The organism is Cyclobacteriaceae bacterium (assembly GCA_030584025.1).
In the GTDB taxonomy this organism is placed as follows: Bacteria; Bacteroidota; Bacteroidia; order Cytophagales; family Cyclobacteriaceae; genus UBA2336.
The window spans coordinates 3,780,426-3,793,068 of record CP129487.1 but is presented as its reverse complement, the minus strand read 5'-3'; the positions used below and the strand labels follow the sequence as shown (position 1 = coordinate 3,793,068).

Genomic DNA, 12,643 nt, shown 5'->3' with positions numbered 1-12,643 from the left:
TATCAGTTTCATTTTTATGTCATGCTGAGCTTGTCGAAGCATGACAATGAAAATTAGTTGTTTACTGTTTCGTAAATATTATTTCGTTCAATGATCTTGTTAATGTGTTGAATCACATCGAAGAATACATTCAGTTTCGCTTCCGGAATTTCATCGCGCACAGCCTCGTTAAAGCGAAGCACGGTTTCCTTTGCCCGCTCCCGTCCTTTCTTTCCTTCTTCGGTCAAAAAAATTCTTACCGATCGCTTATCGGTTTTGTCTACTTCGCGGTAAATGGCTCCTTGTTCTTCCAGTGATTTCAGCAGGCGTGTCAGGCTTCGTGGCTCAAGCCCCATGAGTGGCGCTATTTTGGTGGCCGGGGTGCCTTCGTCAACATCAATATTCAACAGCACAAAGCCGATGGCCATAGTAGCATCGTATTTAGCCGCCTGCTGGTTATACATGCGGGCTATGGCGTGCCAGGCCGAACGAATGTGATGGTCAACGGTTTCTTCTCTTTTCATAATCCCCTACAGGGACACGAATATATAAACATTTGTTATGCGTGCATACTAAAATGGAAAAATATTATGCACGCAGCGTATTAAGCCGAATATTCGTTTGAAAAATGGGGTTTTAATTAGTTTTTCGTTGCTTTTTGAGTGGTCTCGGCTATTGTTTGGCATCACGATTTAACCTTCCGGAACCTTTGCACCAGTCGCATTTCTCTTTACCCCGTGCTCCGTACCAAAATCCCTTGCCGTCACATCGTGAACATCGTACAGTATCAGATTGCAACAGGAATGATTTGATGATGAAAAATGCCAGGCCAATAACAATAACAACCAGTAAAAGACGAATTACGAGCGCAACCATAACAAGTCTTTAGTTTTTAGGCGTAAACCGCTCAACAATATTCTCAATTGGCGCAACAGTTTTCAGGTAAGCAAAAATTGCTTTGAGATCTTCTTCTTCCATGTGTGCATACATGGTCCACGGCATTATGGAGTTAAACTCGCCCGGGTTTACCGTTGGGAGCACATAGGCTGAATCCGCATACTGCTTGAAGCGTTGAACAAACATTTCCTCCGACCATGAACCGATGCCTGTTGCGTGCGGAGTTAAATTGGTTGAACGCACAATTGATCCATCCGGAAATTGAAACGCCCTGCCGCCACTGAAAGCAAGCTCTGAAATAATGCGGCCATCCTTCACATCGGTATGACATTCGATGCATCCTGATGCATTGGTCATCTATGCACCATAGGCAATCCAATCCGATTTATCCGGGCGCTTTTGTGGTTCTGCTTTTTGCGGAATGAGGTTCATGATAAAGTTGAATGGAAAGTCAGCTTTTGATTCCGGAACATCGTTCTGCACGGGTTCAAGCGAACGAATGTAGGCGATGATGCTATAAATATCTTCGGGATCCATTTTGCTGTAGTACAAGTAAGGCATTACCGGAAATAATGCTTTTCCCTCCTTGTTCACTCCTGTTGTAATAACACGATATAGCTCGCCATCGGTATAACGCGCGATGCCTGTTGGTGTAATGTTCTTTGCATAAAACACACCCGGGAAACCTACGCTTTGATCAAACACATCACCACCCGCTCCAAGTGTGCCTGGCTTTGGTGGACCTGAAAACATTGTCCAGTCGCGTTGTGCATGACAATCCATGCACAGGTTTACAGCATTGGCCAGGTACTTCCCGCGTTCAATTCGCTCATGCGTGTAGTCTATTTGTAACGCTTCTGCCTCACCAACATTGGGCAAAGCAAGTTTTACATACGTGAGCAGGGCAGCCACTGCTACAAGAAAAATCAGTAGCAAGTAGCCGATGTACTTGAATAGTTTTTTCATCGGATGAGGGGTTTGGTTGGTTACGGGAAGTTACAGAATATTCCAAACCCTATTCCACAGCGTTACACTTTTCTTGGTGGTAGATCAAAGGCTTTTGCCTCGTGCTCAAGATGACCTTTATGTGAACCATCGCAGAATGGTTTATTCTTTGACAGTCCGCATCGGCAAAGAGACACCAATGTTCTTCCTTGCAAGCCATAGGTGTTTCCCTGCATATCAACAATTTCAAAGTCGCCTTCTATTTTGAGTGAGCCATTATTGTTAACAGTGATTTTCGTAGCTGCCATCGTTCAGGTTGGTTTAGTATAAATCATTTTACAATAAAAATGTACGCCTGGCTATTTTTATGAAACCGGCTTTTGGCAATACCCTTCTCCTTCACAAAATGCGCAACAATAGCATCTGAGTACTCACGCTTGCACTTGAAATACGTAGCCTTCTTTTTTGGATCATGTGTTTTGAGCAAGGACGACAGTAATGCTTTATCGTTGGCCCCAATTTCATCCTTAGCCTTAACGGCTTTGGCGATCTCAGCAATTATTTCGTTGATTTCCTTTACTTGTACTGGATTAAAAAGTGCCATATTTTTTTTATAAGATATAAACAAAAGTATACCATTCTGATGAGCATCCAACACGAAGGTTCGTTCCCAACAAAAATTCATAAAAAAGATAAAATCAAGTGTCACAAGTAGTCAGGCGATTTTTCCTACTTTCGGGCATGTCATTATTTGTAGCCTCATTGAATTCGGGAAGCAACGGCAACTGCTACTACGTTGGTAACCATCATGAGGCTGTTTTAATTGATGCGGGTATCTCCTGCCGGGAAACGGAGCTTCGCATGAGTCGGCTCAACCTGTCGATGAAAAAAGTGAAGGCCCTTTTTGTTTCGCACGAGCATTCCGACCACATCAAGGGTGTTGCCGGAATTTCCAAAAAATATAAGCTACCGGTTTATGTTACACCTGCTACGCTGCAACACCGTGGCTTGCGTGTGAAGCAACATTTAATTTTTCCTTTCAAAGCGCATGAACCGGTGAGCATTGGAAAACTTACCATTACGGGTTTTCCTAAATTCCATGATGCTACCGACCCGCACAGTTTTATTATTTCAAATGATACCGTGAAGGTGGGTGTGTTCACCGATTTGGGAGTGGCGTGTGACAACGTTATCCATCACTTCACGCAATGCCATGCAGCTTTCCTGGAAGCCAATTACGATGATGACATGCTGGAAACAGGACCTTATCCGCTTCATTTGAAAAACAGAATCAGGAGTGACAAGGGTCATTTATCAAATATGCAGGCATTGGAATTATTCAAAGAGCATAGACCTTCGTTTATGAGTCATTTATTTTTATCACACATTTCAAAAGAGAACAACTCGCCTGCGCTGGTTGAGGGCTTGTTCAAATCAGAAGCCGGAGATATCAACATTGTTATTGCATCGCGCTACAGGGAAACAAAGGTTTTTCACATCCACGAGCAGCCTGTTGTGCAAGAGGTTCAGCTTTCGTTGTTTTAAGAATGGTCTCTTGTATTATAGAAATAGCCGTGACTGCTTTATTGCTCAGATAATCGGTGTTACCTTCATACGTCAACGAAAATATTTTCTACTTATGAAATGGACCTACAGCATACAAAATAAAATAACCGCTTCCGGTGTGCTCCTTACGCTTTGCGTATTGGTACTGTTTAGCAATTATCTTGATCGCGATCATACCAACAACGTAAAAAACTCCATCAGCACCTTGTATGAAGACAGGTTGATTGTTGAAGATTATATTTTAAAAATGACTATCGACATCTACGAAATCAAGCAGGCCCTTCTTGTTTCGGATCAAAGTGGTGAGTCTTCTGCCGGTCAGGTTACTGCGTTGCTTTCGCATATCGATGGCTTAAGCGAAGCCTACCTGAAAACAAAATTTACCAAGGAGGAGGATGTTACGTTTGCTGAATTACTTAAAACGTTGAAGAAATTCGAGATGGCATCATCACAAAGTGATGAAGATAAACTGGCATTGGCAAACCAGGCGCTTGTGTTACTGAGTAGCTTATCCGATATCCAGTTGGAGGAGTCGAAATTGATTATGAAACAGGTTGAAGAACTGTACATATCCGGTAAGGTGGCCTCACAATTCGCATTCGGTATTACCATTGTTATTTTGATTGTGTTGCAGGCGCTTGTCTTTACCTCCAAAACGTTACCGAAGACATCGCCACCATCAGGCGCACAGCTTAATTAAAATCCAGTACAAACATTTAGAATCCATCTCAAAAATAGAAAGATCTTCATTGCAAGGGATCCCGATAATCCCGATAGCTATCGGAATCGGGAGACCGAAGCAATCTCATTTTCAGGCTCAAATGGGGGATTGCTTCACTGCGTTCGCAATGACGGAGTCATTTTTGGAGACGGATTCTAGTACTTAAAAACTTTTCCTCCCGCCATCACTTCCTGCTTTGCTTCGTCAAAGGTTGCCTTCTCGCCCGTGCGTGATGCGGCTGTGGTCATGATGCAGGCAATGGAATGTTGATAACCGGCTTCAACAGGGGCATTGGGTTGTTTGCGCGAACGAACACATTCCATCCAATTGCGCATGTGATTCGAGGTGGTAATGTCACCACCGGTGTTTGCGCTTGATACCGTTTGCACAGATGAATCTTCCAACATAACCTCAGGCAGTAAATTTGGTTGCATATTCATTGCCTTTGCATGATGTTCCGCAAGCCCACCGCCTGGTGTTACCTTGTTGGTGATGAGATTCAGTTCACCTCCATTTGAATAATAAATTTCTGTTGGGCGTTCTTCACCGTTATGCATGCGCGAGCTGAACACGACCTGGAAGCCCGATGCCAAATCACTTTTCGGTCCGTAATCAAACACGGCAGTCATGGTGTCCCAGTTTTTTCTTCCGTCTTTCCACATGTAAATGCCTCCGTTGGCTACTACACTTCGCGGATGCTCCAATCCGGAGAACCAGTGTATGGTGTCAATCTGGTGGCTCATCCACTGACCGGGTATACCGGAAGAATAAGGCCAGAATAACCGGTACTCCAGATATTTGCGTGCATCAAACGGCTCGAAAGGCCGGTTCATCAAAAAACGTTTCCAGTCCGTATCCGCTTCTTTCATTTGTGCTACGAGTTGCGGGCGTCTCCAGCGGCCGGGCTGGTTAACATTCCACGTTAATTCAACCATGGTAATGGCGCCAAACTTTCCTTGCTGAATAAAGTCTGCGGCAGCATGGTAATTCGCACCACTTCTTCGTTGTGATCCGATCTGAATTATTTTGCCACTCTTTTTCACAGCCGCTAATGCCGCACGGTTATCTTCCATCGTTTCAGCAAAAGGTTTTTCTACATACGCATCGCACCCGGCCTCCACGGCTTCAATGGTATGAAGGGCATGTTGAAAATCAGAAGTGCTGATGATGACCGCATCGGATTCTTTCGCAGCATACAAGGCTTCATTGTTAACATATGATTTGACCCCATAACCCAATTTCTCTTTTAAAAATTGTGCGCCTTCTTCCCTTCTCACTTTCCAGATGTCGGATACGCCACTGATTTCAAAGTTCAGCTCCTTGCTGTGATTCATGAACGAGGGGAGCAGGGAATATTTAAGTCGATCGGAAAAGCCAATTACACCCACACGCACCCGATCATTTGCTCCGATAATGCGGGCATAACTTCGTGCGCTGAATGCGAGTGCTCCGGCAGCAACAACAACTGATTTCTTCATGAATGATCGTCTGGAGTTTTTCATAGATCTCTTTTGTATTTATTCCAGCGTTTTGATTTTAATACTTCTGAAGGAAACTTCATCGCCATGATCCTGGAGGAGAATTCGTCCACGCTCGGCCATTCCAAAATTTTCCCACACCGCATACTTGCTACGGGCAACCAATGCCTGGTAGATTGGTGTGCCGCGTTGATATTCTACAACCTTGTATCCGTTGAGCCAGTGTTCAATGCGGTTGTCGGGATAAACGACAATTCTTCCATGATTCCATTCCCCGATTTTTCGCTGACCGCGCGAAATTTTTACGGAGGGAATAAGATCATACAGCGATGCCAATGTACGGTTTCCCACAACGCCTTCTTTGGCATCCGGGTGGCGGGCATCGTCAAGTATCTGGTATTCGAGGCCAATTGCTGATCCCTTGTTTCCTTCACTTTCAGTCACAAAATATTTAACACCACTATTGGCGCCTTCTGTTAGTTTGAATTCAAACTGTAAATCAAATGCAGCATACTCTTCTGTTGTAACAATGTCGCCACCGTTGGTGGATTCACCTCCTCCGGATTTCTGTACGCTGAGCACACCGTTGTAAACTAACCAGCCCTTTTCCGGAAAGCCCGATTTGTATGCTCCGCGCCAACCCTTGGTGGTGCTTCCATCCCACAGCAAACGCACACCGTTTTTTTCTTCTTGCTTTGAAAGGGTATTCGGAATAAGGTTTGCTACGAACGCCTCATCCCAAGGTGTGGGCTTAAGATTCTTTGTTTGAATGTTGATGTTGCGCCAACACACCTGACGGCCCGCTTCCGAAAGGCTTCCTACCGAATGCACCTGAAGGGCAATGAAGCCACGTGGGGTCATATCATCTACAACATGTGCAGCCGGAACGCCATTAATAAATGTGCGCAACGTGTTCCCGATGCACTCAATTCGCGCTACATTCCATTCGTTGGGTTTATAGGCTTGTTTGGCCTTGCTGTTATACTCCAATGTGTAAAGCCATTCTCTTCGGGATTCATCGTAAATCCCGCCTGTCCATGAACGTGGTGATGGATCAATTTCATATTGATACCCATGTACACGACCGTTTTGGTAATCGGGCTTGCTTTCGCTGCGAAACTGTATGCCCGAGTTTGTTCCATCGGCAACCCTAAACTCCAGCTCCAGAATAAAATCACCAAACAATTCTTCTGTTGCCAGAAAAGAGTTTGGCTCATTGGCTACTGTAGTTCCCACGATCATGCCATCCTTCACTTCAAATTTTGCTTTGCCGTTCAGCACCTTCCAGCCAGTGAGGTCCTTTCCGTTAAAAAGTTTCTTATCGGGCATGATGTTTTGTGCTGCACACAAGCATGCGAAGCATGGGAGTAGAAATACAAGTAGTACTTTCATCGGCTAACATGGGATGTTAAGCGATTAAGTTACGGATGTTTTCGAATTAGTGCCAGCAATTTTCCGTTGAACGGCTCGTGTTTTACTGCTTCCATTTGATATTGCACCCGATGCTGGCTTTTTGCTGTGGCGAAACCGGATTGCCTGCGATAATGCAATCAAGAGCCTGGCGCAAATCATTCCCGGTAACCGTAATGTTGTTGCCCGGTCGCGAGTCATCAAACTGTCCGCGGTAAACAAGTTTCAAGTCTTTGTCATAAACGAAAAAATCGGGTGTGCATGCGGCATCAAAAGCGCGGGCTACCTGCTGGGTTTCATCGTAGAGATAGGGGAACGGGTACTTATGGTGAAGCGCAACTGATTTCATCTTTTCGGGGCCATCTTCCTGGTATTTCGTTGCATCGTTTGAACTGATGGCCATAAACAAAATGCCACGATGCAGATAATCGGTTGTCAGCTTCACCAACGCTACATTAATATGTTTGACATACGGACAATGATTGCAGATAAACATAATGACTGTGGCAACTTTTCCTTTCTGCTCCGGAAGGGAAATCGCTTTTCCGGAAACCACATCGCTAAGCGTAAACGCTGGAGCGGGCGTTCCCAATGAAACCATAGTTGAAGGAGTTGCGGCCATATTTCAGAGGGTTAAGTTCAGGTGATATACATCTGATTTATTACGCGCTATATCCGCAATAAAAAAACCACCCGGCTGCGGAATCTGTTCCGCCAAATCAAAAACCGTACAGGATTTTGGTAATGCATGAAAGATCAACAAAAATGTATACGAGAAGTTTTTGGGTACGATCGTCCATACAGGAGCAAACGTAATGTTCTCGGCATGAACCAATGCTGACTTATTACCTGAGCTTTTGTCAATCAAAAATGTCGACTTCCAGATTCGAACGAGCATCTCCTGATCGGTTTCATTCATGTGCGCGTGCACGTACACATACGAATCGTTCAGCCATTCGGGATGAATAGCAAACAATACATCCGTATCAATGGATGGACGGGCCCGTACCGGAGACTCGGTGATGCTCATACCTGCAAATTTCCATCAACCTGCACGTGATGTCAACCGTTGCAAGAAAGTTTTCAAACCGTTTATACACTTATTTCGGATTGATAACCAGTACCGGGCGGTTTTCATGATTTACAAGATCTTCGGCCAGGCTGTGGGTAAACATAAACCTGCCAACCTTAAGTTGGGTGGTTAAGGCAATGGCATCCGGGGCAATATCCTTAGCAACATATTGAATACCCCATTCCGGATCATTTGTGGTAATGAAGTTTCGTGTAAATGTTGTGTGAGGAAATTTTTGCTCAAGCAGCTGCATCTTCTCTTCAACTTCAGCTTTCGTTTGCGTATCCTTTTCAAGTCCTACGTACAACATATGTATTTTTCCAGTGTAAGCAGATGCGAGCTTCACAACCGGCTCAATTGTAGCCGCTGGGTTTTCATGGAAGGTGGTGGCAAACAAAATGTTCTTGAATCCTTTTCTTTCGGGCTTGTGTTTGATAACCAAAACCGGTGCAGCTGAGTGACGAACTACACGTTGCGTTTGAGATCCGAGAATTCGTTCGCGTATACCGGTTGCACCGTGCGAGCCCATCACTACCAAATTAATACCCAGCGACTCAATGTAGTTTTCAATTTTATCGTTTCCCTTGTTGAGCACGAGCAACGGACGGGCAGATAAGCCAGCGCTTTCTGCTTTATGCACCAATGTATCCAGCATGGCTTTTATGTGCCCAAGTTCGTGTTGTTTGGCTGTTCCTTGTAGCGTATGCGCGCTACCGGAAAGATCATCATGCAAATGTTGAAAAATAATTTCGGCCTGAAACTTACCAGCTATCTCCAGCGCTACCTGTACGGCATTGTCTGCACACACAGAGAAATCCGTAGGAACAAGAATTTTTTTCATGATCCGTAATGTAGAAGTGAGGGTAATGTAGCAGGATTGGCACTGCTGCCATATGATGCGAATCAATACGGGTGGTGACCTTTGTCAGCCGCTTTCTTTAACACTTCCAGATCAGCAACTGGTTGATGGAAGAAACCCGATAACTCTCGGGTTGAGCTCCCCGATCAACAAACCATTGTATTACTTGCTTTTGAGTCTCGCTTTGCGCCTTTGTTTCTACAATAACATTCATCATGCCCAGCCCACCAATTGCTGTGAGTCGAATCAGGTTTTCAATATAATTTTCTTGGATAAGATTTTCCGGAATGTGCTTATCCACAAAAACATCACTTACAATCAAATCGTACTGCGCCTTTTCCTGTTGAACAAATTCGGCTGCATCGCCAAGGTGTATGGATAGTTTTGAAAACCGATCCAGATCAAAATATTTTTTTGCCAGGGCAATTACTTCCGGATCAAGTTCGACACCGGTGATGGCTGGAGAAAGTTTTAACTCATCGCATAGAATACTGGCCACACTGCCCGCACCAAAACCCAACACCAAAACATTCTTTGGGTTTCTCTTTTTAATCTCATACCGCTTAAAGGCTTTTTGAAACACGCGATGAAGCGTATCGAATGAATAGTTGGCATCGGGAGCGTGCAACACATATCTCCCGTTTTGGTACCACACTTCCAGTTCACCGCTTACTGTGCTTGGACGCGCTTCTACCACTTGGCCGGAAACGTAACTTAGAAGTTTTTCAAAAGATTTCATCTTGGCAGTATGCTGATCAAATTCGGATAATGTCCGTATCCGGTGGGGTATAACCCATCTGCCTGGCCAGCATCAATACTTGTCCTTTGTGATGGAATTCGTGTGTGATTACGTGTGTAAAAATCTGAGCGCGTGTTATACTATACTTTTTACCTCTAATCTCTGCTTCCAGGGTTTCCAACCAGTTGTGCGCGCTCTCCTGAATAAAGGAAAATACCATGGCGTCAATCTCCTGAAATAATTCTTTGATTGACTGAGGGGATTGATATTCAGCCTCTTTGTATCGCTCTGCCTGAAGGTTACGTGCTATGGTCATAATCCAACCTTGATACGTATTGGCAGTGTGTATGTGGAGGTTACAGATGCTTTTGCCATCAAACATTAAGCCCTTGGTATAATCTCCTTCTCGAAAAGACATACAAAAATCCAATACAACATTCCTTGAGGATTGTACCAACTCGTACTGGTGCGTAAAAAGTTCACTTTTCATTCTTTGTGCTATGTGGTGAAAATACAATTAAGTGTGATTTCATAAAAACCTGTGGTTTTAAAGTATAGACTGACAAATGTCCTTGAAATACTTCCTTTTGTGTAATACATTTAGCTAAACCGCTTTGCCATGCCGCACATTAATTGCAATAACGCCAGTTTGTTTTACATCGATGAGGGTACCGGAGAGGAGACCATCGTGTTTTCACACGGACTTTTGTTTTCGCATGAAATGTTTCGTGCACAAATCGATTTTTTCAAAAGCCGGTATCGATGCATTGCCTATGACCACCGCGGCCAGGGCCAAAGCGAAATAACCAAAACGGGTTATGATATGGATGGCTTGTTTCTGGATGCCGCTGCACTTATTGAAAATTTGCAGTTAGGGCCCGTCCATTTTGTTGGCTTAAGCATGGGGGGATTTGTGGGTATGCGGTTAGCTTCACGGAAACCGCATTTGATAAAAAGCCTTACACTAATGGAGACTTCTGCTGATGGTGAAGTGAACAAATTGAAGTACAGTGCGCTAAACCTGATCTTCAAGGTTGCAGGCAGTAAGCCCATCTATAAGAAAATTATGAACATTCTTTTCGGTAAAACATTTATCACCGATCCACAACGAGCTGAAGAAAGAGTATTTTGGGAAAAAATGATGACTTTACCCAAAACGGTTACTCGTGCTGTAAATGGTGTGATAAACCGAAGCAGTGTATTTGGTGAGATCAGCTCCATACAAAAACCAACGCTGGTCATTGTTGGCGAGGAAGATGTAGCAACAACGCCTGAAAAGGCTCAGCGCATCCATAAGCAAATCAATGGCTCGGTACTGGAAATCATACCTGGTGCTGGCCATAGCTCAACCATTGAAAAACCAGATGAGGTGAACTATATCCTTGAAAAATTTCTGAGTCATGTTCGGGTTGATGGAAATCATTTTACATCAGCTGAAAAATAGAATCTTTGCTTTATGAAAATGAAATACTCGTTATCTCTTGGTCGTGTTGCAGGCATACAGGTTTTTGTGCACTGGACTTTCCTGATTCTGATTGGATATATCGTTTACAGTAACCTGAAACAAGGCATGGGTACAATTGATATTCTTTGGAGTATCCTATTCATCCTTACCTTATTTGCGTGTGTTACGCTGCACGAGTTGGGTCATGCTCTTGCGGCCAGGCGCTACAGCATTAAAACCGCCAACATCACGTTACTGCCCATTGGTGGTGTGGCTCAACTGGAATCCATGCCCGAAAAGCCCAAAGAAGAATTGGTGGTTGCGCTTGCCGGCCCAATGGTAAATGTAGTAATCGCAGGGTTGCTTTTTCCTTTACTGAGCTTAAGTGGTGGACTTGATGATCTTGATGTTACCCGGTTCAGTCATCATAATTTCTTACCATCACTTATGGTTGTTAACATTTGGCTAGCGGTATTTAACATGATCCCTGCATTTCCAATGGACGGTGGTCGTGTATTACGTGCATTGCTTTCGTTTAAGTTCGAACGCCATGTGGCCACGCGTATTGCAGCCTCAATCGGGCAGTTGCTGGCCATTGGTTTTGTTTTTGTCGGGTTCTTCTCCAACCCTTTCCTGATTTTTATTGGCGTATTCATTTTTCTTGGCGCACAGGGTGAAGCACAGTATGCGCAAGCAAGATCGTTGCTTTCAGGATACACGGTTGCTAATGCTGTGATGAAACAAATTCCCGCATTAAAACCATCAGACACAATTGAATATGCTTCCGATCAGTTACTGGCCTCACAAAACAAAAATTTTCTGGTTGTGGATGGAGCAAGTGTGCTGGGTACGCTAAGTCGGGATGAAATTATCAAGGCGTTGCGCGAAAATAAGGGGGCAGAAACCGTTGATCGATTTATGAATCGTGAGTTCCTTTCGTTTCAAATACAAATGCCCCTTGAAGAGGCCTGGACTACCATGCGCACAAAACAACAGTCTGCGGCACCGGTATTCAGCAATAATGAGTTGGTGGGCATGTTAGATACCGAAAACGTGGCTGAATTTCTGATGATCAGCGAAGCCACCAAAAAAGACTGAATCTCACTTTTTAAAGATTTTCTTGCGGGTGGTGCAACCATCGGCTATGCCGGTGCGTCTTATGCATAAGACAATTATGTATTAGGCTATTATGCATTCACCCGAACTCCTAAAAGGAACGCTGCAGACCATTGTGCTGAAGGTTCTGAAAGATCATGGAAAAATGTACGGCTACGAAATAACCCAACGGGTTAAGGAGCTTTCGGCTGACCGGATTTTGCTCACGGAAGGGGCGCTTTACCCTACGCTTCATAAGCTTGAAGCTGAGGGTTTGTTGAAAACAGAAGTTGTAAACATTGGGAAACGTATGCGCAAGTACTATGCTTTAACGGCTCCCGGTAAAGCTGAAGCAAAAGAGCGCGTAACTGAGTTTGTGGATTTTATCAGAACGATGCAAAACGTGCTGAACGTACAACTGATTTAGAGCGTACTACA

16 protein-coding genes and 1 pseudogene are annotated in these 12,643 nt (G+C 44.2%); 5 read left to right on the top strand and 12 right to left on the bottom strand.

Annotated elements, in window-relative coordinates:
* Window positions 1-53: 53 nt before the first annotated feature.
* From QY309_17185 to QY309_17165, 5 genes and pseudogenes are all read right to left on the bottom strand, one after another.
* A complete protein-coding gene (locus tag QY309_17185; protein WKZ59581.1) occupies window positions 54-503 on the bottom strand; it encodes a MarR family transcriptional regulator in 450 nt (149 codons plus the stop codon).
* A 148-nt stretch (window positions 504-651) separates the two neighbouring features.
* Window positions 652-855, bottom strand: a complete 204-nt coding sequence (locus tag QY309_17180) for a hypothetical protein (protein ID WKZ59580.1) — start codon at window positions 853-855, stop codon at window positions 652-654.
* A 9-nt stretch (window positions 856-864) separates the two neighbouring features.
* Window positions 865-1,842: pseudogene (locus QY309_17175) on the bottom strand (cytochrome C).
* A 62-nt stretch (window positions 1,843-1,904) separates the two neighbouring features.
* Window positions 1,905-2,129 carry a CDGSH iron-sulfur domain-containing protein gene (locus tag QY309_17170; protein ID WKZ59579.1) on the bottom strand — a complete coding sequence of 75 codons (225 nt, stop codon included), beginning with the start codon at window positions 2,127-2,129 and terminating at the stop codon, window positions 1,905-1,907.
* Window positions 2,130-2,152: 23 nt separating this feature from the next.
* Window positions 2,153-2,425, bottom strand: coding sequence for a hypothetical protein (locus tag QY309_17165; GenBank protein ID WKZ59578.1), 273 nt, complete (start codon window positions 2,423-2,425; stop codon window positions 2,153-2,155).
* Between the two features lie 137 nt (window positions 2,426-2,562).
* On the opposite strand from QY309_17165, the gene QY309_17160 reads away from it, so the two are divergent.
* Window positions 2,563-3,366 (top strand): MBL fold metallo-hydrolase, encoded by an 804-nt coding sequence (locus QY309_17160; GenBank protein ID WKZ59577.1) that lies wholly within the window; start codon window positions 2,563-2,565, stop codon window positions 3,364-3,366.
* A gap of 94 nt (window positions 3,367-3,460) precedes the next feature.
* Complete coding sequence (locus QY309_17155) at window positions 3,461-4,087, top strand: hypothetical protein (GenBank protein ID WKZ59576.1); 627 nt, start codon at window positions 3,461-3,463, stop codon at window positions 4,085-4,087.
* Window positions 4,088-4,263: 176 nt separating this feature from the next.
* Here the strand turns inward: QY309_17155 and QY309_17150 are convergent, their stop codons facing one another.
* The 7 genes from QY309_17150 to QY309_17120 all read right to left on the bottom strand — a co-directional run bounded on the left by QY309_17150 (window position 4,264) and on the right by QY309_17120 (window position 10,156).
* Entirely contained in the window at window positions 4,264-5,610 is a 1,347-nt protein-coding gene (locus QY309_17150) for a Gfo/Idh/MocA family oxidoreductase (protein WKZ59575.1), read from the bottom strand.
* Between the two features lie 15 nt (window positions 5,611-5,625).
* Window positions 5,626-6,978: a DUF1080 domain-containing protein gene (locus QY309_17145; protein WKZ59574.1), complete on the bottom strand. Its 1,353-nt coding sequence runs from the start codon at window positions 6,976-6,978 to the stop codon at window positions 5,626-5,628.
* 82 nt (window positions 6,979-7,060) lie between these two features.
* On the bottom strand, window positions 7,061-7,618 hold the full coding sequence (locus tag QY309_17140) for a thioredoxin family protein (protein ID WKZ59573.1): 558 nt from the start codon (window positions 7,616-7,618) through the stop codon (window positions 7,061-7,063).
* A gap of 3 nt (window positions 7,619-7,621) precedes the next feature.
* Window positions 7,622-8,026, bottom strand: a complete 405-nt coding sequence (locus QY309_17135) for a hypothetical protein (protein WKZ59572.1) — start codon at window positions 8,024-8,026, stop codon at window positions 7,622-7,624.
* Window positions 8,027-8,096: 70 nt separating this feature from the next.
* On the bottom strand, window positions 8,097-8,909 hold the full coding sequence (locus QY309_17130) for a universal stress protein (protein ID WKZ59571.1): 813 nt from the start codon (window positions 8,907-8,909) through the stop codon (window positions 8,097-8,099).
* 97 nt (window positions 8,910-9,006) lie between these two features.
* Complete coding sequence (locus tag QY309_17125; protein ID WKZ59570.1) at window positions 9,007-9,666, bottom strand: fused MFS/spermidine synthase; 660 nt, start codon at window positions 9,664-9,666, stop codon at window positions 9,007-9,009.
* A 16-nt stretch (window positions 9,667-9,682) separates the two neighbouring features.
* Complete coding sequence (locus tag QY309_17120; protein WKZ59569.1) at window positions 9,683-10,156, bottom strand: DinB family protein; 474 nt, start codon at window positions 10,154-10,156, stop codon at window positions 9,683-9,685.
* Window positions 10,157-10,285: 129 nt separating this feature from the next.
* On the opposite strand from QY309_17120, the gene QY309_17115 reads away from it, so the two are divergent.
* From QY309_17115 to QY309_17105, 3 genes are all read left to right on the top strand, one after another.
* A complete protein-coding gene (locus tag QY309_17115) occupies window positions 10,286-11,110 on the top strand; it encodes an alpha/beta hydrolase (protein ID WKZ59568.1) in 825 nt (274 codons plus the stop codon).
* A gap of 12 nt (window positions 11,111-11,122) precedes the next feature.
* Window positions 11,123-12,208, top strand: coding sequence for a site-2 protease family protein (locus tag QY309_17110; GenBank protein ID WKZ59567.1), 1,086 nt, complete (start codon window positions 11,123-11,125; stop codon window positions 12,206-12,208).
* A 91-nt stretch (window positions 12,209-12,299) separates the two neighbouring features.
* Window positions 12,300-12,632 (top strand): PadR family transcriptional regulator, encoded by a 333-nt coding sequence (locus tag QY309_17105; GenBank protein ID WKZ59566.1) that lies wholly within the window; start codon window positions 12,300-12,302, stop codon window positions 12,630-12,632.
* Window positions 12,633-12,643: the final 11 nt, after the last annotated feature.